Genomic DNA, 21382 nt, shown 5'->3' with positions numbered 1-21382 from the left:
TCGCATTCGTTGAGAAAAATTACACTCTCTGTTAAGCTTTGCCGATGAACCTGCCAAGACTGCGGCCGGTGATCAAGCTGCCGGACTATTTCAAAATAACCGTGCTTAGCTTGGGATTGGCCGCCCTTTCACAGAGCTCACACGCAATCCTTCTGCCGCTCCGGGTACTGGATTTTGCCGGAGAAGCCGGCAAGAATACCGCCCTGGCTGCGGTTACCTTCACAGGGTTGGTCCTGGCTATGCTGTCTCAACCGGTTGCCGCCGCGTTTTCGGATTCAACCTCGTCCCGCTGGGGCCGGCGGAAACCTTACGTCATGGCTGGCGGAGTTGCGGTCATGGTGCTTTTACCGGGGATCGGCTTGGCTGGGAGCTTTGCCGGACTTTTCCTTTTCTACTGCCTGATCCAATTAGCGGCTAACACTGCCCAAGGCCCATATCAGGCATACCTTCCGGAACTAGTGCCGCTCGACCGGCGCGGTCGCGCCTCCTCCTTCAAAGCCTTGATGGAGCTTTTAGGCGGCGCATTTGGCATCTTCATTATCGGCCGTCTAATGTCAGGCTATACCACGGCCAATCAGAGCGGCTTATGGGACTCGCTGGCGGTTTTGTCACTTATTATCGCCGCAATATTGGGGTATTTATGGTTGAGACTCAAGGAAACGCCCACGGCTGGCTCGTTGGCGCCATTCCGGAATCCGCTTCTGTCATATCGTTTCAGCCCGAAGGACAATCCGTCGTTCGGCTGGTTTCTTGGATCCCGGCTTTTTGTGTTCATGGCGTCGGCCACCTTGCAGACCTTCGCCCTTTTCTACCTCAGGGACGTTATCGGAGTTGAAAATCCGGCCGGTTCAGCCGCAGCTTTCATTATCGTTGCCGGTATCTCGATGGGACTGGCGATCTTTCCGGCTGGTTATCTGGCTGACCGATACGGGAAGATCTGGCTGTCGCAAGCCGCAGTGGTTCTCGGCGCCGGGGGAGTAATCCTGTTGCTGCTGTCGCCTTCATCGACCACAGTTATGATCGCTGCCGGTATGACAGGCTATGCTATCGGCACTTTCAGCGTCGCCAATTGGGCATTAGCAACGGACCTGGTTTTGAAAGGGGAGGAAGCCCGCTATCTGGCGATCGCTAATATGGCTACGGCGGGGGGCGCCGCCCTGGCTCGATTAATCGGTCCGGCTATTGACCACTTCAACCGGGTGGAGGTCAATCTCGGCTACCAGATTATGCTTGGAGCCTGTCTCGTATATTTTATCCTGGGCGGCCTGTTGATTAAAAAGACTAGGACGCCAGCCAGTCGATGACCTGTTCCCAGCCTAATGCCCCTGCCCAGGCCAGCATGATATATAGCAGGCTGCGGCCGAGAAAGCAGGCGACAAAGAATTTTGGCGCCGGGAAACGCATAACCCCGGCAGCCAGCCCGGCCACGTCAAATAAAAGCGGGGCCGCTGACAGCCCGAAAATAGCTAACATGCCGTAGCGGTCCAGCCAGTTACGGATACGAGCGTACCAGCGGCTATTCTGCGGCACTACAGCGCGGCCGGAGTAACCAGCCAGATAGCCCGTCATCTCACCCACCGCAGCACCCAGGGAGGCAGCCAGGCCGACCAGGGTTGGTGCCGGCAGTGCAGCCCCCAGCGCTGCCAATACCAGGAAATTACCTGCCGGCAGTACCACGGTAGCGTTAAGAATCATGCTGATAAGGAAAGCACCGAGGTAGCCATATTCCTCCAGATTTTCAATGAATTCGGGATTGGTGCGATAAATATAGAGGACTGTCCCGACAATGGTTATCACGGCAGCAAGAGACAGAACCGGCAGCAGGCGGCGCTTGACCCAGCTGCCGCGAGCAGGTTCCAGTTCCGGGGGCGGCGTAAGGTCGGTATTATCGGCCATCAGGCTGACATTGTAGCATAGTGGCTGTCAGGCGCTTTAGTAATGTTGCCAACAGGTGTCTGATAGGCTACACTAAACAGTACCGGCGTTTGCGGTTTGTATTAGCGTACCTCGCAGCCGGGATTCCAAAAATTGTCCGGAAGCGGCGCGCAGCCGCAGTCAAGTGTTATCTGGAGGGATTTCCGTAAGGGGTTTTTACGATGGCGACAGAGAATAAAGAATATAACTTCGACAACCTTAGGACGAGGCTGAAAGGTGAATACCAGCGGCTCTCGGACCAGTTGGAGGCACTGCGGGCTACCAGGCCGCAGGAAGATCGCCGCGAAGGCTCACCGTTTGGCAAGCGTGAGGAGGAGGCTACCGAAACCGCTGATCTGGAGAACCGGCTGGCACTGGAGAAGCGCGTCCTTGACCAGATGGCCGAGGTCGACTATGCCCTTGGCAAGCTTGAAAAAGGCGTCTTCGGCCGTTGCGAGAACTGCGGCCAAGTTATCGACCCGGCGCGCATGGAGATCCTGCCATATGCCAAGTACTGTGTCGTCTGTAAGGGCAAACTCAACCGGTCGGCTTAACCGATTGCCCATCATTGTGCCACTGGTGGCGTTTGTAACAGTAGCGCTGGATCAGCTAACTAAGCATCTGGTTCGCTCAAATATCGCGCTGTACGACTCCATTCCGGACGCGGGTTTTTTCCGGTTAGTTCATACCCAGAACACCGGCGCTGCATTCGGGATATTTGAAAACGCCACTCCCTATCTCGCGGTGTTCAGTTCAATTGCCCTCGCTGTGATCGTCTGGGTGGTGGTGTCTAAACGTTTCTTTTTTCTTGAGAATACCTGGGGCAGTCTGGCGCTGGGCCTTGCCGCCGGTGGTACGCTTGGCAACCTGATCGACAGGGTATACTATGGCTTCGTGACCGATTTCCTAAAAGCAGGTCCGTGGCCGGCATTCAATATCGCCGACGCTTCCATGGTCACCGGCATGTTGCTAATCACATTCCTCTACATTCGTTCAGAATCCACCCCAGGGGGCCGGTAGGATTTGGACCGCCATCTGGAATTAGTCGCAGAGACCGGCGGTCTCCGGTTGGACAAATTCGTCTCTGAAAAAGACCCGGAGCTTCCCCGTGTTCGGGTACGCGCGCTTATTGAAGGTGGGCAGATCACTTTAAATGGCAGACAGGTCAAGCCGTCCCACCTGGTTAAAACGGGGGACTGTATTGAGGTAACCATTCCGCCGCCGCCGCCCAGCGACATCATCCCTGAAGCTATCCCGCTTCGAATAATCTATGAGGATAATGACCTGGCGGTCATCATCAAGCCAGCCGGCTTGACAACCCACCCGGCTCCGGGTCACCCAGGCGGGACCCTCTTGAACGCCATTGTCTCTCTGTATCCGGAACTGAGTGAGGCCGAAGGCGACCGACCAGGCATCGTTCATCGGTTGGACAAGGACACCTCCGGGCTGATGGTCATAGCCCGTTCGCGCCGCGCTCAGGCTGCCCTCTCCGATCAGTTCAAGAGGAGGGAAGTAACTAAGGTCTACCTAGTGCTGGTCAAGGGACGCGTCGAACCAACAGCCGGGATTATTGACGCCGCCATCGGCCGCCATCCTGGCACTCGCAATAAGATGGCGGTCACCGAGTCCGGCCGGGAAGCCCGAAGCCAGTATCTCGTCGCGAAATATTTCAGGCATTATACCTTGCTCGAAGTGCGCATCTTTACCGGCCGAACCCATCAAATACGGGTGCATTTTTCAGCCATTGGTTACCCGGTTGTCGGCGATGAAACCTACGGCGTCCGGTCGGAGATTTTCCCGCGCCAGTTCGTCCACGCCCACCGGCTTAAATTCAAGCAGCCCTCGACCGGGGCGATTCTGGAGTTCACCTCGGAATTACCGCCGGACCTGGCCGCCCCGCTGTCCCGCCTAGTATAGCTATCGTTCGCCGTGCGTTGTATAATACCATGTCACCCTTCGAGTTCCGGAGGCTGTCTACCCCGATGTCTGAAGTTAAAACCAAGGGCGCTATTGCGCTCGAATACGCGGGATTTTGGCGCCGATTCGGCGCTTACATCGTGGACGCCTTTGTTATCGCCGCCTTCTCAGCCTTCTTTGAGCCGCTGCTGTGGCCCGATTTCGGGCGGGTTTTCGAAATCCACACTTCGTTCGACGCTACTATCTGGGCTGCCCAGGCCAACGCCCTGGCCAATGTAATGTCGGCCATCCTAAGTGGAGCATACTTCGCTGCCTTTTGGGTTTGGCGCGGCCAGACTCTGGGAATGATGCTTTTAGGTATGAAAGTTATCCGCTCCGACGGCACCGCCGTCGATGCCGGTCATGCCGTGATCCGCTATCTCGGCTATATCGTTTCGATCATACCTTTATTCCTCGGCTTCGTCTGGATTGCCTTCGATTCCCGCAAGCAGGGCTGGCATGATAAGATCGCCGATACCGTCGTAATCAAACTGCCGCCCGTCGCCGAGGTCAATCACGCCGCCCCGCCGACGGCAGCAGCATAGTAAAATACGAAATCCGAAACATACTCGAATGACCGAATATTCAATATGTATTGATCTTTGTGCGAGGTTGAATTGGGATTTGTTTCGGTTTCCGGAGTACGCGCTTCAGAATTGGATCGAGGAATAAATGACCGATACAGTCCGAGTCCGTTATGCCCCTTCACCCACTGGCTACCCACATGTGGGCAACATCCGCACCGCCCTGTTCAACTGGTTATTCGCCCGTCACCACAGCGGTAAGTTTATTGTCCGGATTGAGGACACCGACCAGGCGCGCTACGTCCCTGGCGCCGTGGAAGCCATACTGGACGGCCTGTGCTGGCTGGGCATGGACTGGGACGAAGGGCCGGAGAGGGACGGCGTTTACGGACCTTATTTCCAGTCGCAGCGCCTGGAAAAGTACAGGGCGGCGGCGGAGAAGCTCATCGAGAGTGGCCACGCTTACCGCTGTTACTGCTCCTTGGAGCGACTTGAGGATGTACGGGCGGCCCAGACGGCGGCCAAGCAACCGACCGGCTATGACCGTAAATGCCGCGACAGGTGCGATATCAGCCCCGCGGGCGTCACCCCGGTGGTGCGCTTCAAGGTACCGCTGACGGGGACGACCACCTTCTACGACGTCATCCGCGGCGAGGTGACTTTCGACAATTCACTGCTCGACGACTTTGTTCTCTTAAAGAGCGATGGCTTTCCGACGTACCACCTGGCCAATATTGTCGACGACCACGAGATGAAGATCTCCCATGTCATGCGCGCCGAGGAATGGCTGTCCAGCACGCCCAAACATATCCAACTATATAAGGCCATGGGCTACGAGCCGCCAGTCTATGCCCATCTGCCGATGATTTTAGGCCCGGACCGCTCGAAGCTGTCCAAGCGCCACGGCGCCGTATCTATTATCGAATACAAGGACCAGGGCTACCTGCCGGAGACGATGGTCAACTTTTTATCTCTCCTCGGCTGGTCGCTGGACGCCACCACCGAGATTATGAACGTTAAAACGGTGATAGATAATTTCTCGCTGGAACGCATTTCCAAGACGGCGGCCATCTTCAACATCGAGAAGCTGGACTGGATGAACGGCTCCTACATCAGAGCGCTGCCACTGGATGAATTCACCGACCGGGCGCAGCCTTTTTTGGAGGCTGGGGTGCCGGAGGCGGCAGCATATGATAGGGAATATCTTAAGGGCGTCCTGGCCCTTATCCAGGAGCGGGTGAAGAAGCTGGGCGAACTGCGTGATCAGCCCGAACTGACCCGGTTCTTTTTCTACGAGAACCTGGAATATCATGCTGTCGACCTGGTTGGCAAAGGATTCACCACCATATCGACGCGGCAGGCTCTCGAATCGTCCCTCGAGCGTCTGTTGACACTCGACAGCTTTACTATCGACGCTATGGAGAACTCGCTCAGAGCTCTGGCCGAGGAACTGAGGCTCAAACCTGGACAGCTCTTCGGTTGCCTGCGGGTGGCAGTCACCGGGCAAACGGTATCACCGCCGCTTTTCCAGACCATGGCGGTGCTGGGGCGGGAGCGGACAACCAAACGTCTGAAATCAGCCATCGCCAAGACCTACGAGTTGCCGGAGTAACCTCGGAAGCGCAGGTATTCAAACGGATTCCCGCAGTCGGCGCCTGTGGCCTGGATTGCGGACTGTGTTCCCGTTACCATACCGATGGTCCGTCGCGATGCCCCGCTGTGCCGCCGAGGCCTTGTCGACCCGGGCTGCTCTGTGCAGCGGTGCTGTGTTAAGGAACACCGTATGGAGTGTTGCGCCGAATGTTCCGAGACCCAGGGCTGTGCCAGGCTTGACCGGGTATTCAAAGCCGCAGCCACCGCTGATTCGTTTATCTCATACCTGCCGGTGCCAGCCAACCATCGTCGCATCCGTGAAGCGGGCATTAGTAAGTTTGCCCGGCTGCAAGAGGAGCGGGCGGCTTTCCTCGCCGAGTTGCTGGCAACATACAAAGATGGCCGAAGCAAGGGATTTTTCTGCCTGGCGGTACAACTGCTGCCGCTTGACGAACTTCAGGCAGTTTTCGGGAACCTATCGGAGGATCTTTCGAGGATCTCTGAAATGAAGGGCAGAACAGCGCTCCTGAGGCAAACTTTCAGCCAACTTGCGTCCCAAAAGGGTTTGACGCTAAAGTTAAGGCGACGGGTTTAAGGAGGCTGATCTGTTATGAGCACGGCTCTGTCACGTCAAGATGCGTTAAACTGGCTCGTAAAATACGGCATTATCCCTTATTGGGATTCTATCGATAATAAGGTGCTCTTCAGGAAAGCCGATGTAAAAAAGGGGTCGGTGTTATCCGTACCCCGCAACGTTGAAGAAGAGGTCTGGCCCGGCCTGATAAAAATTCTAGCCTTAAAAAATGAGTCGGACTGCGCTCTGGTGCGGAAGAACGTGGAGCATCTGCTCAAGGAACAGGGCAAGCTCCTTTATTGACTCGCGGTGCAGCGCAGCGCCGACCTTCACCCCAGCAGCGGGTTAGAAGACCGCAACGGGTACTCCTCGGTGAGGTTTTGCCTTGACTGATCCCGGCTATATCCAACTCTATGAGTCCGGCGAGCTTGAACAGAGGGTCCAACGGCTTGAGGCTCGTCTTGAACACTGCGATATCTGCCCCCGCCGCTGCGGCGCAAACCGGCTGAATGGAGAGATCGGTTCCTGCAACGCCGGCAAACTGGTGGCTGTCGCTGCAGTCTGTGCTCACCGCGGGGAGGAGCCGGCCATCTCGGGCAGCCGCGGCTCCGGTACCGTCTTCTTCGGCAATTGTAATCTTCGCTGTGTCTACTGCCAAAATTATCAGATTTCCCAGGACCCGGAGCGGCAGCGCCCAAACCAAATAACACCCTCGCGCCTTTCCAACCGGATGCTGTATATTCAGAACGACCTGGACTGTCATAATATCAATCTGGTCAGTCCCACTCAATATGTGCCGCAGATCATGCGCGCCATTTATGAGGCCGTACCGCGCGGCTTGAATCTTCCAATTGTCTACAACACGAACGCTTATGACGCCGTGGATACGCTGCGGGAATTGGAAGGCGTGGTGGATATCTACCTGCCGGATCTTAAATACGCTTCCAACAGCATCGCCGCTAAACTGTCAGATGTCGCTCACTATGTACCAACCGCCCGGGCGGCAATAACCGAAATGTACCGTCAGGTCGGCAACCTGGTGGTTGACAGCGACGATATCGCGGTGCGCGGCTTGATTGTCCGTCACCTGATCCTGCCTAATGAGTTGGCCGGGAGCGAAGAATCGATGCGTTGGATCGCTTCTGAACTGTCGCCTTCGGTAACGGTCAGCTTGATGGCCCAATACTACCCGCGGCACAAGGCGATGGAAGTACCGCCTATCGCCCGCAGCATCACCACCGCAGAATACCGCCGCGTGGTTAACCTGCTGGACGTCCTTGGTTTGGAGAACGGTTGGCTTCAGGGCGAGGGCTCCAGGGACTATTACCTGCCGGATTTCAACTTCGAAGGTCACCCCTTCGAGCGGGGGTAGTCCGGCGCCGCCGTTATTTCAGTGCGGCAATCCATGAACACTGCTGTCCTCTAACAAACGCCAAAAAGCTCGACCGTGTCGAGCTTGAAAGGGATTGTTCAAAGTCTACCGCCCGCGGCAAGCGGGATTATCCGCCTTTGCGTTTGCGGTTGCAGAAAGCGAATTTAATCTTGAGGCCGGAGACCTCGTCTTTCTTATTGACGCCCTGGGTGAATTCCGATAAAGGGACCTGTCGTTTTTCAGAGGCTGGAATTTTTTTAGCCATTGTAATTATAAACTCCGAAAATTTGAGACTAACCAGGAATTATAACACAGCATTGTTCGGGAAATCCACCTGAAAAATACTGCTCGTATTATGCAGCTTTGTCCTCAACCGCTAACCGGGTGCTGCCGCGAATCTCTTCCATCGTCCGCGGTTTAAATTCCGGCTTCTGGAGGAGCTTGACCAATTCAACGCGTTCGGCGCCCCAGTTGAACCAGATGGGGACATTTTTCTGTTTGAAGTGGGCTAGTGAGCGGCGGGTGAAATCCTCGAATGCGTCGCAATAGAAACCACGCCGCTCGGTCTCCTGCCGGAGGTAGGGCAGCAGACGGTACCAGCATCGGATGGCGGTGGGTCCGGCCAGCGTCTCGATGGCCAAGTTCTCATTGATCTCCTTATTGCGGGTGACGGCGCCGAGCAGATTCAGCCAGTCCACCAGGTGGTCGATCCGAACCCGCTGGTAGTCGGCCAGAGTAGCCCATTGCTCCGGCTTTACGGAATAGATGCTGCGGATTACGGCTTTGAACTCGTCGCTGCGGAAGTCGCGGAACAGGTCGATGGCCAGCTTGGCGTCATCGCGGCGGCGGAATTGCAAATACTTAACGATGCCGACCAGGAAGCCAATGGTCAGGACAGCCACTGATAAAGCTGTAACCGCTTGCCAGAATGTATTATCCAACGCTGCTCCTCGTTCGGATGTCGGGACTATATTCTAAAAGTTTTTGAGTTCATTTAAAAGGGCGGTGAAGAACTCCGGCTCGGCTACCACGCGGACCTTTTCGCCGCGGCGGAATAAAATTCCCTGACCCTTGCCGCAGGCGATGCCGACATCGGCGTCCCGCGCCTCGCCGGGACCATTGACGGCGCAGCCCATGACGGCCACCCTGATGGGTTTGTCGATGACCAGGAGGGCATCTCCGACCCGCTCGGCCAGACCGACAATGTCCACCTCCGTACGAGAGCAAGACGGGCAGCTAACCAGGACAGCCCCCCGCTGGCGAAGGTCAAGGCTTTTCAGTATTTCGTAACCGGCGACGATCTCCTCGCGCGGGTTTGCCGAGAGCGATACACGGATGGTGTCACCGATGCCTTCGGCCAAGAGCGCCCCGATGCCAACTGCTGAGCGGATGATACCGGTGCGCGGCGTTCCGGCTTCGGTCATGCCCAGGTGCAAAGGGTAATCGACCATCGAAGAAATCATTCGGTAGGCCGCCACCGTCTCAGGCACGTCGAAGGCTTTGAGTGAAATCTTGATCAGGTCGAAGTTCAGGCTCTCAAGGAGCCTCACTTGCTCCATCGCCGAGTCAACCATCCTCTGGTGCAGAGGTTTCATCGGCTCGAAGTCCGGCGGCAGGCTCCCGCCATTGACTCCGATGCGGATCGGTACCTGTCTTTCTTTCGCCGCGACCACCACCTGCTTCACCCGTTCCGCATCGCCGATGTTGCCCGGGTTGATCCGCAAACCATCAACGCCCGAGGCGATGGCTGTCAGAGCCAACCGGTAATCGAAGTGGATGTCGGCGATGACTGGAATCGGGCTCTGACTCTTGATTTGCCGCAGTGCCTCGGCAGCCTCCATGTCCGGCACGCCGCAGCGGATGATCTCACAGCCGGCCGCGGCTAACTCTTTGATCTGGGCAACAGTCTCCGAAACTTTGCGTGTGTCGGTCTTGGTCATCGACTGAACAGACACAGGCGCTTCGCCGCCGACAATAACGCCGCCGATGTTAATGACTTTGCTTTTCCGCCGCCTGGTAATACTCTGGTATTCAGTCATGGGATTATACTTCGTATTTCGGATTTATCCGCCGACAATTCTGAGGATATCCTGAAACGTTACCATGATGATCAGGCCGATGAGGATAACGAAGCCGATGAAGTGGATCTTGCCCTCGGTCTGCGGGTCGATGCGCTTGCCTCTTCGCGCCCACTCAACAACGACGAAGGCGATACGGCCGCCATCCAGCGCCGGTATCGGCAGCAGATTCAGGATGGCCAGGTTGAGCGACAGGAAAGCGGTGAACTCCAACAGCGGGGAAATTCCGGCTCGAGCTACCTCGCCGGTCATCTGGGCAATGCCGACCGGGCCGGCGATCTGGGCGTCGGCGCCGAAAACCATCATCAAAATAGAGTTCTTAAAAAGCACCATGGTCTCGCCGGCTTCACGCAACCCCTGGTCGATTGCCCGGAAAAAGGGCACAGTTGTTTCTTCGATGACCACATCGGCAGTCCGGGTGCGTATGCCTACCGCGCCCTGTCCCTCGGGCGGGTTCCATCGAGGCGTCACGGACACCGTCTGCGTTGTACCATCTGCCTTAACTATTTCCATGGGGATCGCTTCACCCAGATTCAGGATAATAACTCTGCCCAGCTCATTGTTGTTGATAAGGTCACGACCATCCAGCCTGGTGATGACATCGCCGGGAACGATGCCAGCCGTTGAGGCCGGCGAGTCGGGCGATACCTCGACCACCTCGATCCGCCCCGAAGCTACGTCGTGTGGCAGGATCATTGCGGCGGTGAAAAAAATTATAGGCAGCAGAGCGTTTACGGCCGCGCCGGAGGCCAGCACGGTGATACGTTTGGCGTGACTTTTTGAGGCCAGCGAGCCCGGTGCCGTCGGGTCTTCCTCGCCGGACAGCTTGACGAAGCCGCCCAGCGGCAGCAGGTTGACCGAATACTCGGTTTCGCCCTTCTTGACAGCGAATAACCGCGGCGGGTAGCCGATACCGAATTCATTGACCTTTACCCCGAAGGCTTTGGCCGTGAAGAAATGGCCGGCTTCGTGAGACAGCACCACTACCGCTAGAACGAGTAAAAAGACGATTATGGTGAACAACTAAAGACTCCTTGCCAGCTCTAAGACTTTCTGCCGCGCCCACACTTCGGCCGCGGCTATGTTTTCTAACGAAGGTTCGCCCTCTGGGTTATGCCCATCGAGCGCTCCGGCTACCAGCAGGGCGATGTCGGTAAAGGCAATTCTGCGCGCGAGGAAGAGGTTAACTGCCGCCTCGTCCGCAGCAGACAGCACCGCAGGAAAAGTGCTCTCCCGCTTACCAGCCTCAATTGCCAGTCTCAAGCAAGGGAATTTGCTGAAGTCCGGCTCTGAAAAATCAAGGCGGGAGATTTTTGCCCAGTCCGCCCTTGGCAGGTCGGCATTGTCCCAGCGCTCAGGGTAGGAAAGAGCATATTGTATCGGAAGCCGCATATCCGGCGGTGAAAGCTGAGCTTTAATCGCGCCGTCGGCGAACTCGACCATCGAGTGGATGATTGACTGCGGGTGGATGACCACTTCGATGCGCTCGTAAGGCAAGCCGTAGAGCCGGTGCGCCTCGATGACCTCGAGGCCTTTGTTCATCAGCGTCGCTGAGTCGATAGTCACCTTTTTGCCCATCTTCCACGAAGGGTGGGCCAGCGCCTGCTCCGGTGTCACCGCCGCTATTCTTTCGGCCGGGTATTCGCGGAACGGCCCTCCGGAGGCTGTCAAAAGGAGCTTTTCCGGTTGGCTGGGTTCGCCGGTGAGGCATTGCCAGATGGCCGAATGTTCCGAGTCAACCGGGCGGACCTGGGCGCCGTGCTTTCGGGCTTCAGCGAGCAATATCTCGCCGGCAGCGACGAGGCATTCCTTATTGGCCAGAGCGATTATCTTGCCCGCCCGCGCCGCTGCGAGGGCCGGACCCAGTCCGGCGCCCCCAGGCAGAGCGACGATGACGATATCGACATCGGGATGCGTCGCCATGGTCTCCAGCGGCAAGCACACTGAGTTGCCGCAAGTTAGCTGCTTGGCGGCGCAGGATATGAAACGGGGCTGGAATTCGTCGGCCTGCTTTTGCGCCAGGGTGAAATTTTCGCCGGCAGCCAAACCAACGACCGAAACCTTTGATGGATGCCGGCGGGCTACGTCCAGTGCCTGCTGTCCGATGCTGCCGGTCGAACCCAGGACGGCCAGGTTTTTCGGTGTCATTACATAAATATAATACCGTAAACGAGGGGGTCTTGTCTTTTATAGCCGATGCCCTATAATTCAAATATGACTGAATTCAACCTCGTTTCCGATTTTGGACTGATGGGCGACCAACCACAGGCGGTGTCCGGCTTGACCCAGGGTTTGGCTGACGGCCTCAAGGACCAGACACTGCTCGGCGTCACCGGTTCGGGCAAGACCTTCACCATGGCCAACATTATCGCCCGCTGCGGCCGGCCGGCGCTGATCATCTCTCATAACAAGACCCTGGCTGCCCAGCTCTACGCCGAATTCCGGGAGTTTTTCCCCAATAACGCCGTGGAGTATTTCGTCAGCTACTACGACTATTACCAGCCCGAGGCTTATGTCCCCTCCAAGGATATGTACATCGAAAAGGACGCCGACATCAACGACGAGATCGACAAGCTGCGGCACGCCGCCACCCGTTCGCTGCTATCCCGGCGGGATGTCATTATCGTCGCCTCGGTGTCCTGCATCTACGGCCTGGGCGAGCCGGAAGAGTACATGAAGTTCATCCTGAATCTTGAGAAGGGGGCGAGGTACAATCGGAGCGACATTTTACACCGCCTGGTAGACATGCAGTACGAGCGCAATGACCTTGATTTCTCCCGAGGGAAATTCCGCCTGCGCGGCGATACCCTGGAATTACAGCCGGCCTACGAGGAAACCGCCATCCGGGTGGAGTTCTTCGGCGATGAGATCGAGCGCATGCTCCGCATTGATCCGCTGACCGGAGAGTACCTGGAAGAACTCAAATTAGTGGACATCTACCCGGCCAAGCACTTCGTTACCTCGCCGGAGAAGCTCGTCAAGGCAATTCAGGCTATTCGAGAGGAGTTGGTTCAACGAGTCGGCGAACTCAAGAAGCAAGGCAAGCTGCTTGAAGCTGCGCGGCTGGAACAGCGCACCAACTACGACCTGGAGATGCTTGAACAGGCCGGGTACTGCAACGGCGTTGAGAACTATGCCCGCCACCTGGCGGGGCGGCCGGCGGGCTCCTCGCCGTGGACGCTGCTTGATTATTTCCCTAAGGACTACATTCTCTTCGTTGATGAGTCACACATGTCGCTGCCGCAAATACGCGGCATGTATAACGGCGACCGGGCACGTAAGGAAATCCTGGTGGACTATGGCTTCCGCCTGCCCTCAGCCCTGGACAACCGCCCTCTGAACTTCTCGGAATTCCGGCAGCGTTTTTCCCAGGTAATATACGTTTCGGCGACCCCGGGGCTTTATGAAAAAGAGCATTCCCAGAACACTGTCGAGCAGCTTGTCCGACCGACTGGTTTGTTAGAGCCGGTGATAGAAGTCAAACCCACTGAAGGTCAGGTTGACGACCTGATTCACCAGATAAAACTCCGCGTCGAAAAGGGCGAGCGCTGCCTGGTGACGACCCTCACCAAGAAACTTGCTGAGAAACTGTCAGAATACCTCAGCGAATCCGGCGTCAAGACCCAGTATCTCCACTCCGAGGTGGAGACTTTTGAAAGGGTAGAGATACTGCGCGACCTTCGGCTCGGTGTCTACGATGTTGTCGTCGGCATCAACCTGTTGCGCGAAGGCCTCGACCTGCCGGAAGTCTCACTGGTCGCCATCCTTGACGCCGACAAGGAAGGCTTCCTGCGTTCGGAGTGGGCGCTCATCCAGACCATGGGCCGCGCCGCCCGTCATGTGGACGGCAAAGTCATCATGTACGCCGACACGGTCACCGGTTCCATGGACCGCGCTATCACCGAGATCAAGCGGCGGCGGGCTGTCCAGGAGGCCTACAACGCCGAGCATGGAATCACACCGCAGGGCATTCGGAAAGCCATCAAAGACATCACCGAGCGCATCCGCACCGCTGAGGCAGTGGTGGCCGATTCACAGGCCGCGGCCTACAGGGTTACGCCGCTGACGAAGGAAGACATGGCGCGCCTCGTCCGGGAGCTGGAGACACAGATGAAGCGTTCCGCCAAGCTGATGGACTTTGAGCGCGCTGCCCTTCTACGTGATCGCATTGTGGAGCTGAAGCGGGAATTGATCGAGCCCGAGGCCAGACCCCGTGGCAAATAACGAAGAAATAGATTGCGGCACCCGCCAGGAGCGTCGTGAAATGCGGCGGACAGCCAAGCGCTCCAAGATGACCCATCACGGCAAGTCAATCGCTTTGATATACAGGCAAAGCGTTGAGCGGCGGGCCGGGGAAAAGAAATCTAACAGATGACCAATAATCATTTCGAGACCGGCAATGCCGCCCGCCTGGACAACCCAGGCCGCATCGCCGAGCTGAGGATTCCTGAACTTCTCCGCAAGGCCGGCGGGGTGAAAGCCGGGACGGTCTGCGTCGACCTGGGCTGCGGTACAGGGACGTTTGCCTTACCTATGGCGGAGATCGTCGGAACGGTGGGCTATGTCTACGCCGTCGATGACTCTGACGCCATGCTCGATATCCTGAAATCCCGCAAGCCGCCAAAAAATGTCCTGCCGGTCAAATCAGACTTCACCAAAACCGGCCTGGATGACGGTATCGCCGAATTCTGTCTGGCGGCATTTATCCTGCACGAGACCAAAGAGCCGCAGAAGGCACTCGATGAGGCTTACCGGTTATTAAAGTCGGGCGGCAGGCTGCTGGCGATGGAGTGGCGGGCGGAATTCGACAGCCCCGGCCCGCCGCAGAAGATAAGAATATCAGCCGAAAAAATCGAAGCCATGTTCCGTCGGGCGGGCTTTAAAGACTTCCGGTGCGATAACTGGACGGAGAAGCATTATTACAGTCTCGGCCTGAAATAACCAAGACAGCCGGGTTCAACCTCCGGGCGGGTGGACGACGAGAACCGGCAGTGTCCCATACTGCATGATCTTCTCAGTGACGGAACCGAAGACCCAGCGAGTAATGCCGGACAGGCCGTGGGTGGACATAGCGATCAGATCGACCTTGTTTTCCGATGCATATTTCAGGATGAGGTCCGCGGCTGAGCCGGTCTTGACCACTGTTGACACCTTGATACCCTTCTGCTGCAGTACTTCGGCACGCCGAGCCAGGAAGATACTCGCCTCTTTTTCGATCTCGGCGTCGTCAATGGGCAACGTATAGGCGCCCAAGCCGTCGACGCTGGGCATATAGCGCACTGGCTCAACTACCTGGATTAGTACCACCTCGGCGCCGAAAGCCGGGGCCAGTTCAGCAACCAGGTCTAGCGCGGCCTGGCCGATGCCGGAACCGTCCAGCGGTACCAGGATCTTGCTGAACAATGGCGAGCCCTCCGGCGGCGGGGTCTGAACAAGAATCGCGGGTTTGATGATACCGGACAATATCTTAGCCGCCGTTTTGCCCAAAAGCACCGCACCGCGACCGGAGGAGCCATGGGCGGATAGGATGACCAGGTCGGCATTTTTTTCGGCGATGAATTTGTTGATCTCATCGGGTGCCTTGCCGCTGCGGAGGTAAGTCTGCCAGGCTGGCGCACCCGGGTATTTAGACTTGAGTCGTTCGTCGAGGTGCTGATGGTAGCTGCGGAACAGGTTGGTTGTGTCGGCGCCTCCGCTTTCGTCCACAGAGACGAGTTCCAGGGCGGCCTGGAAGTGCTGCGCCAGGGCTAGGCCATACGGCAGGGTGATTTCGGCCTCGGCCGATCCGTCCAGCGGTATCACCACCTGCTTGATCTGGGGCATGGAAGCCCTCGCTTTCAGTCAACGCCTGCGTTAACTTAAGTATACCCGCCGCAAACCGCGACGGCAAACGCAGGTGACATCTACAGCTGATTCGGCTATAATTCGTGCAACAGACATAAAACATTTCTGAGCCTGAGGCCGTGACTCACGCCTTGGGCTTTCGCTTTATGAGGTGATAATTTGGCACTTCAGGTACAAAATGAAGCCGAAACCGAACCAGCTTTCCGGTGTTTCTGCTGCGGCGTCTGTTGTTCCAAATACCAGGTGCAGATGACAATCGGAGAGGCTCACCGTATCGCCGAAAAGCTGAGGATTGAATGGGACACCTTCGAGTCGGGCTATCTTGACAATGCTTGGCCAGACGTTAAAACGGTGCTCTTGCGCCACAGCGGCGGCCACTGTGTGTTTTTGGAACCTCAACCCGGCGGGAGAATCTTCTTTTGCCGCATCCAGAAGTTCAAGCCGGCTTCATGTGTCGAATGGAACGCCGACGCGGATAAAAAAGACTGCCGTGATGGGCTGGCAAGGTGCTGGAATCTAAAGGTTGATGAAGCTGGTCATTTTGTCGGCGAAGCGGCAGACGTGGCCTCGCTGCAAGCCTTTATCGTTTCGCTGGAACAAACCTAAATTCGGCGTCAGGATTCTTTCGGCGCCGCTACGCCTTTTTTGGCAGGCTGCTTCTTTACGGTCTCTTCAAAAGGATGTAGCGTCGTGCCAAGGTACTTCTTCACCTCGTTGGAATCGTTGCAGTGGGCAAAAAGCGCCTTCAGGCTTATTTTGCCGTTTTTATAAAGTTCAGCCAGTGCTTCGTCCATCGTCACCATACCGTTCTCCCGACTGGTGGTGATGACATTGTGCAGCTGATAAACCTTACCATCCCGGATTAGGGCGCGTGCGGCCGGCGTGGCAATCATCAACTCAACCGCGGCGATGCGTCCGGAACTGTCGGCACGGGGTACCAGCGTCTGGCAAACCACCGCAACCAATAGCGAGGCAAGTCGGGTCTCTGCGAGATGCCGCTCTTGCGGCGGGAACAGATCTATGATGCGTTCAACCGCTTGGGGCGCTGAAGGTGCGTGGCTGGTGGAGAGCACCAGGTGCCCGGTTTCAGCCACGGCTAACGCGGCGGCGGCTGTTTCCGGGTCGCGGATTTCGCCCAGCATGATGACGTCCGGGTTCTGTCTCAGGATGTGGCGCAACGCTGAAGGGTAAGAGGTGGTGTCGTCTCCAAGCTGGCGCTGGGTGATAGCGCATTTGATCCGGCGGTGAACATATTCGATCGGATCTTCGATGGTGATGATATGGTGACCACCGGTCTGGTTCAGGTGGTGGATCATCGCCGCCAGAGTGGTGCTCTTACCGGAGCCGGTCGGGCCGGTGACCAGCAGCAAACCACGGGGTTGCTGCACCAGTTCCTTCAGAATCTGAGGCAGCTCAAGTTCGTCGATAGTCGGTACTTTCGGCGGCAGAAGCCGGATAGCCAAGCTCAAACCGTTCATCTGCCTGGCCACGTTACACCGCAGCCGGCCCAGGTCTTGCATCGAATATGCGAAATCCAGTTCTTTGGTGTTCAGGAAAACCTGACGCTGATCTTCATCGGTAAGCTGAACCAGAGCGACATCAATATCGTGCGGCGTCAGATCCCCGAACCCTTCAACCGCCTGGAGTTCGCCGTCGATTCTAAGGAGCGGCGGGCTGTCAATCACCAATTGTAAATCCGATGCTTTCAGGTCAACTGCTTTGCGTACCAATTCTAATACGTCCATGAGTCCAGTTTATATCTGGTAATGAATAAAATACAAGAGGTTTTAAAGAAATATTTTTCGTATTGATTAAACGAACGTGAAAGTGGCAATAATACCGTCGACAAGATCGGGATGAATGCATATTCTATCTTACGATAGTTAATATTATTAGCCATAATTGAACATATAGGACTTGACCAGGAAACGAGTTGACAGCTACCGAATCTTCAATGTGCTTGTTCTACTGAACTCAATTAGCTTAGCAGTGGAACAACTTAAATAATAATTCAACGCATTAAAAAATAACGATTGACAACAATTGACCCGCTAGGTAGGATATTGCATTGTCAGGTGAAAGTGTTGAAATGATTTCGTCGTTGCGGCGATTATCCTTTATTTTGATCGCCTTTGTTTTAATCCTGCCGTCAGCCTCGTGTGCTCCTGTTGAGCAGCAGACCAGAGTGCTTAATGTCGGTCTGTTGCTGGGCAGCGGCGGTCTGGGTGATCGGTCTTTTAACGACTCTGCCTATGCCGGGCTGCTCGAAGCCCAAACGAAATACAACATCCGGTTTGAAACCATCGCCTCCGGCAGCAAAGAAGCAAATATTGACGCCCTGCGCCTTTTTGCCCGCAGCGGATATGATCTTATCATTGCCGTGGCGTTTGAAAACCTGGAGTCTTTGAAGATTGTGGCAGCGGAATTCCCAAGCGTCAAATTCGCCGGAATTGATTTTGAACTGACCGCGCCGAATGTGTCTTCAATCGTCTACCGGGAGCAGGAAGCCGACTTTTTAATGGGAGCTTTAGCGGCGATGCTCACCCAAACCAAAAAAATCTGTGTCATTGGCGGCACAGATATCCCAGCCATTCGCCGCATCATGTCAGGTTTTACTCAAGGGGCTGCCCATCAGGACCCTTCAGTCACAGTGATAACCGACTTTGCCGGCACTTTCGCCGATCCGCAGGTCGGCCTGGCTCTGGCGCTAAAACGCTATAGCGAGGGTGTGGATATAATCCACAATGCCGCCTCACGCACCGGCTTGGGGATCATCCAGGCTGCCCAGCAGACCGGTAAGCTGACAACTGGCACCAGCGGCGACCAGCGCTATCTGGCTCCGGGCAATGTCGTCGGCAACCGCCCAAAACGGGTGGATACGGCGGTGCTGCTGCTCGTTGAGGAAGTCAAGAATGAAAAATTCACTCCCGGCACCCGGTCGCTTGGTCTGAAAGAGAATGGCTTTTCCCTTGGCCCATTCGATACCGATCTGGTTACACCCCAGATGCTGGCGCGCCTCGACGAGTTGAAGCAGCAGATCACCGGCGGCCTGTTAACGATACTGACCGAATGACTTTGGAAGAAAAAACTTCGTTACTGCCCAAGAACGGCTGGGTCAAGTTCAGCCTCAAGCGGCAACTGGTCACTTCCAGCGTAATCTTCTGGATTGTGGCGGTGAGCGTAGTCAGCCTGGCTTTTCTTGGTTTCGGTCAGAGTTATATGCTTCAGGAGACCAGCCAGCGCAACACTCAGATTGCCTCGATCATTGGCCGTGACTTGAACGCCCAGGTGGCGGAGATCCTGGCCGACGCCCGAAACTTTACCCGGCACCTGGAACTGCTTAATCCGGATCTATCCGGACAAGTCGGCGCCGCGGTGTCGCTCCGGTTGTCGGCGCCCCAACGATACCGAAGCATCTATTTTTATGACTCCCAGGGCGTTTTGCGATTTTATATCAACGATAGCGTAGACAATCTATTCAGGCTGACCAGCGCCGAAATCCTGGCGCGACCGGCAGTGCCGGTCAACGACTCAGTCCTGGATGCCTACCGATCATCCCGGACACAGGGCACCTTCCTGTCTGAGGTGGCCTTCAGCCCGATTGAAAATATCCCGGTAATGCATCTGGGTTTACCGCTCAACCCGGCGTTAGGGACGGTAGTGCTGGAAATTGATCTTCAGGGCATCTGGGGGGGTATCCAGCAGATAACGTTCGGCCAAACCGGTTTCGTGTATCTGGTATCGAGGAGCGGCGAGATCATCGCTCACCGGGAACCAGCCATGATAGGCCGTCCGCTGCCGGAGGAAATATCGGTCTTGATCGCCGGCAATGAGGGTTTCGTAGAATATACCGAAGCTGAAAGCGGACAGGTTGTGCTTTCGGCCTTCAGCCCGGTCGGCGGCTTGACCGGCTGGGGCGTTATTGTCCAGCAATCTGAGGCGGATGCGCATGCGCCGATTGACCGCATGGCAGCTACTATCGTCGCTCTCTGGGTAGCCATGGGCGTCATCGGCACCGCCGCCATTTTCCGGGCGGTGTCCAATCTGACCAGCCCCATTGTCAAGCTGACCGAGGCTACCAACAGCATCGCCGCTACGGGCAAATTGGCTCGCATCTCAGCTTCGGACCGAACGGACGAGCTTGGGCAATTATCCCGCTCCTTCGACCGAATGATAGAGCGCCTCCAGGCTACCGAAGGCAAGCTGGAACACGCTGCGGCTGAAGAGCGCAACCGCCTGGCGAGAGACCTGCACGACGCGGTCAGCCAAACGCTTTTTTCTACCTGTATTATCGCGGAAGTCCTACCCAAGCTGTGGGCTAAGAATCCGGAAGAAGGACGCCGGCGGCTAGATGAGATCCAGCGCCTGACCCGGGGCGCCCTGGCTGAGATGCGCACCCTGCTCTTCGAACTGCGGCCGCAGGTGCTGGCGGACGCTGATATGAGCTACCTGCTGCGCCAACTGGTGGAATCGTTCAACACCCGCCAACCCACTCCGGTGGATCTTCAAGTGTCCGAAGAGTGTCAGATGACTCCGGAGGTTAAGGTGGCTTTTTACCGCGTCGCCCAGGAAGCGCTCAACAATATCGCCAAGCACGCTCAAGCTAATCATATTATAATACAGATGCGCTGCGAAGGCGGCTCCGCCGTACTCAGCGTCGGTGACGACGGTTTGGGATTTGATCGTTCAGCAACCAGGCCTGAAAGCCTTGGCCTGGGCATCATGCGAGACCGCGCCCGCGATATCGGGGCTGATCTTGAAGTAAAGAGTGAAATTGGCCGCGGCACCGTGGTGAATTTAAAATGGCGCCTGCCGGCCGGGGAGGAAATTCATGGCGGAGACTAAACCGATCCGGGTTCTGCTGGTTGATGACCATAGCGTGGTGCGCAGCGGGTTGAGCGCCATGTTAGCCGCTGAGGACGACCTTGAGCTAGTCGGCGAAGCTGCCGACGGGTCGGAAGGCGTCCGTCAGTGCGAAAGGTTGAAACCGGACGTTGTGCTGATGGATTTGCTGATGCCGGTGATGGACGGCGTTGCGGCAACCAAACTGATCCACGAGCGCTGCCCCGCGGCCAGAGTGATTATCCTGACCTCGTTCAAGGAACGGGAACAGGTGGACGGGGCGCTCAAGGCCGGCGCTATGAGTTACCTGCTTAAGACAGTCTCGGCAGCTGAACTGGTAGCCGCGATCCGCGGCGCCATGGCCGGCCAGTCCAAGTTGTCATCAGAAGCCACCCAGGTATTGATTGAAGAAATGCGGCATCCTTCAGCCCGGGATTATGACCTCACGGAACGGGAGAAGGAGATCCTGACGCTGATGGTGGATGGCCTGCCTAACTCGGAAATCGCCGATCAACTTGGCGTCTCCGCCTCAACCGCCAAGTTCCACGTATCCAACATTCTCTCCAAGCTCGGTGTCACATCACGAACCGAAGCGGTGTCGATGGCGCTTAAGCAAAAACTGATCAAATAGCATCTTAAGGGGACGACGCAGCTGCTCGGAATTCCTGAGACAATAGCTGCGGAG

At 56.5% G+C, this 21382-nt stretch carries 24 protein-coding genes; 16 read left to right on the top strand and 8 right to left on the bottom strand.

Features of this window, described 5'->3' with window-relative positions; translation table 11 throughout:
• Positions 1–44: 44 nt before the first annotated feature.
• Positions 45–1304 (top strand): MFS transporter, encoded by a 1260-nt coding sequence (locus tag DEALK_RS01835; protein WP_058438176.1) that lies wholly within the window; start codon positions 45–47, stop codon positions 1302–1304.
• Here DEALK_RS01835 and DEALK_RS01830 read toward each other — a convergent pair.
• On the bottom strand, positions 1282–1896 hold the full coding sequence (locus DEALK_RS01830; RefSeq protein WP_058438174.1) for a YqaA family protein: 615 nt from the start codon (positions 1894–1896) through the stop codon (positions 1282–1284). The genes DEALK_RS01835 and DEALK_RS01830 overlap by 23 nt on opposite strands.
• 200 nt (positions 1897–2096) lie before the next feature.
• Between DEALK_RS01830 and DEALK_RS01825 the strand changes: the two genes are divergently transcribed.
• The 8 genes from DEALK_RS01825 to DEALK_RS01790 all read left to right on the top strand — a co-directional run bounded on the left by DEALK_RS01825 (position 2097) and on the right by DEALK_RS01790 (position 7933).
• The gene (locus DEALK_RS01825; RefSeq protein WP_058438172.1) at positions 2097–2468 is read left to right on the top strand and encodes a TraR/DksA family transcriptional regulator; all 372 of its coding nucleotides are present in this window, start codon (positions 2097–2099) and stop codon (positions 2466–2468) included.
• 4 nt (positions 2469–2472) lie between these two features.
• Positions 2473–2934: a signal peptidase II gene (gene lspA / locus DEALK_RS01820; protein WP_058438170.1), complete on the top strand. Its 462-nt coding sequence runs from the start codon at positions 2473–2475 to the stop codon at positions 2932–2934.
• 3 nt (positions 2935–2937) lie between these two features.
• Positions 2938–3831 (top strand): RluA family pseudouridine synthase, encoded by an 894-nt coding sequence (locus DEALK_RS01815; RefSeq protein WP_186007568.1) that lies wholly within the window; start codon positions 2938–2940, stop codon positions 3829–3831.
• Positions 3832–3896: 65 nt separating this feature from the next.
• The gene (locus DEALK_RS01810) at positions 3897–4415 is read left to right on the top strand and encodes an RDD family protein (protein WP_058438168.1); all 519 of its coding nucleotides are present in this window, start codon (positions 3897–3899) and stop codon (positions 4413–4415) included.
• A gap of 127 nt (positions 4416–4542) precedes the next feature.
• Positions 4543–6006: a glutamate--tRNA ligase gene (gene gltX / locus DEALK_RS01805; protein ID WP_058438166.1), complete on the top strand. Its 1464-nt coding sequence runs from the start codon at positions 4543–4545 to the stop codon at positions 6004–6006.
• Positions 6007–6051: 45 nt separating this feature from the next.
• Positions 6052–6582, top strand: coding sequence for a hypothetical protein (locus tag DEALK_RS01800; RefSeq protein WP_133240227.1), 531 nt, complete (start codon positions 6052–6054; stop codon positions 6580–6582).
• Between the two features lie 15 nt (positions 6583–6597).
• Positions 6598–6864, top strand: a complete 267-nt coding sequence (locus DEALK_RS01795) for a hypothetical protein (protein WP_058438162.1) — start codon at positions 6598–6600, stop codon at positions 6862–6864.
• Between the two features lie 82 nt (positions 6865–6946).
• Complete coding sequence (locus DEALK_RS01790; protein WP_058438160.1) at positions 6947–7933, top strand: radical SAM protein; 987 nt, start codon at positions 6947–6949, stop codon at positions 7931–7933.
• A gap of 127 nt (positions 7934–8060) precedes the next feature.
• Here DEALK_RS01790 and DEALK_RS10070 read toward each other — a convergent pair whose 3' ends face one another.
• From DEALK_RS10070 to dxr, 5 genes are all read right to left on the bottom strand, one after another.
• Entirely contained in the window at positions 8061–8198 is a 138-nt protein-coding gene (locus DEALK_RS10070) for a hypothetical protein (protein WP_165802781.1), read from the bottom strand.
• Positions 8199–8286: 88 nt separating this feature from the next.
• Entirely contained in the window at positions 8287–8874 is a 588-nt protein-coding gene (locus DEALK_RS01785; RefSeq protein WP_058438158.1) for a hypothetical protein, read from the bottom strand.
• A 33-nt stretch (positions 8875–8907) separates the two neighbouring features.
• On the bottom strand, positions 8908–9972 hold the full coding sequence (ispG, locus tag DEALK_RS01780; RefSeq protein ID WP_058438156.1) for a flavodoxin-dependent (E)-4-hydroxy-3-methylbut-2-enyl-diphosphate synthase: 1065 nt from the start codon (positions 9970–9972) through the stop codon (positions 8908–8910).
• Between the two features lie 24 nt (positions 9973–9996).
• Positions 9997–11034 (bottom strand): M50 family metallopeptidase, encoded by a 1038-nt coding sequence (locus tag DEALK_RS01775; protein ID WP_058438154.1) that lies wholly within the window; start codon positions 11032–11034, stop codon positions 9997–9999.
• Positions 11035–12159, bottom strand: a complete 1125-nt coding sequence (gene dxr, locus DEALK_RS01770; protein ID WP_058438152.1) for a 1-deoxy-D-xylulose-5-phosphate reductoisomerase — start codon at positions 12157–12159, stop codon at positions 11035–11037.
• A gap of 66 nt (positions 12160–12225) precedes the next feature.
• Here dxr and uvrB point away from each other — a divergent pair, with 66 nt between their 5' ends.
• The 3 genes from uvrB to DEALK_RS01760 are packed head-to-tail and all read left to right on the top strand — an operon-like array spanning position 12226 to position 14952.
• Complete coding sequence (gene uvrB, locus DEALK_RS01765) at positions 12226–14235, top strand: excinuclease ABC subunit UvrB (RefSeq protein ID WP_058440007.1); 2010 nt, start codon at positions 12226–12228, stop codon at positions 14233–14235.
• Complete coding sequence (locus DEALK_RS10065) at positions 14225–14386, top strand: hypothetical protein (RefSeq protein WP_165802780.1); 162 nt, start codon at positions 14225–14227, stop codon at positions 14384–14386. Before uvrB ends, DEALK_RS10065 begins: the two co-directional genes overlap by 11 nt.
• The gene (locus DEALK_RS01760) at positions 14383–14952 is read left to right on the top strand and encodes a class I SAM-dependent methyltransferase (RefSeq protein ID WP_058438150.1); all 570 of its coding nucleotides are present in this window, start codon (positions 14383–14385) and stop codon (positions 14950–14952) included. Before DEALK_RS10065 ends, DEALK_RS01760 begins: the two co-directional genes overlap by 4 nt.
• 15 nt (positions 14953–14967) lie before the next feature.
• Here DEALK_RS01760 and DEALK_RS01755 read toward each other — a convergent pair whose 3' ends face one another.
• Positions 14968–15834 (bottom strand): universal stress protein, encoded by an 867-nt coding sequence (locus DEALK_RS01755; RefSeq protein ID WP_058438148.1) that lies wholly within the window; start codon positions 15832–15834, stop codon positions 14968–14970.
• A gap of 180 nt (positions 15835–16014) precedes the next feature.
• On the opposite strand from DEALK_RS01755, the gene DEALK_RS01750 reads away from it, so the two are divergent.
• Positions 16015–16461, top strand: a complete 447-nt coding sequence (locus DEALK_RS01750) for a YkgJ family cysteine cluster protein (RefSeq protein ID WP_058438146.1) — start codon at positions 16015–16017, stop codon at positions 16459–16461.
• An 8-nt stretch (positions 16462–16469) separates the two neighbouring features.
• Here DEALK_RS01750 and DEALK_RS01745 read toward each other — a convergent pair whose 3' ends face one another.
• Positions 16470–17600, bottom strand: a complete 1131-nt coding sequence (locus DEALK_RS01745; RefSeq protein WP_058438144.1) for a type IV pilus twitching motility protein PilT — start codon at positions 17598–17600, stop codon at positions 16470–16472.
• A gap of 323 nt (positions 17601–17923) precedes the next feature.
• On the opposite strand from DEALK_RS01745, the gene DEALK_RS01740 reads away from it, so the two are divergent.
• From DEALK_RS01740 to DEALK_RS01730, 3 genes are read left to right on the top strand one after another with little or no spacing between them, the layout of a single operon-like run.
• Positions 17924–18928 (top strand): BMP family lipoprotein, encoded by a 1005-nt coding sequence (locus tag DEALK_RS01740; RefSeq protein WP_133240228.1) that lies wholly within the window; start codon positions 17924–17926, stop codon positions 18926–18928.
• Positions 18925–20700 (top strand): histidine kinase, encoded by a 1776-nt coding sequence (locus DEALK_RS01735; RefSeq protein ID WP_058438140.1) that lies wholly within the window; start codon positions 18925–18927, stop codon positions 20698–20700. The genes DEALK_RS01740 and DEALK_RS01735 overlap by 4 nt, the downstream gene beginning before the upstream one ends.
• A complete protein-coding gene (locus DEALK_RS01730) occupies positions 20687–21328 on the top strand; it encodes a response regulator (protein WP_058438138.1) in 642 nt (213 codons plus the stop codon). Before DEALK_RS01735 ends, DEALK_RS01730 begins: the two co-directional genes overlap by 14 nt.
• The last annotated feature ends 54 nt before the right edge of the window (positions 21329–21382 follow it).

Origin of the sequence: Dehalogenimonas alkenigignens (assembly GCF_001466665.1) — a bacterium.
In the GTDB taxonomy this organism is placed as follows: domain Bacteria; phylum Chloroflexota; class Dehalococcoidia; order Dehalococcoidales; family Dehalococcoidaceae; genus Dehalogenimonas; species Dehalogenimonas alkenigignens.
This window is presented reverse-complemented; position numbering and strand designations above follow the sequence as displayed.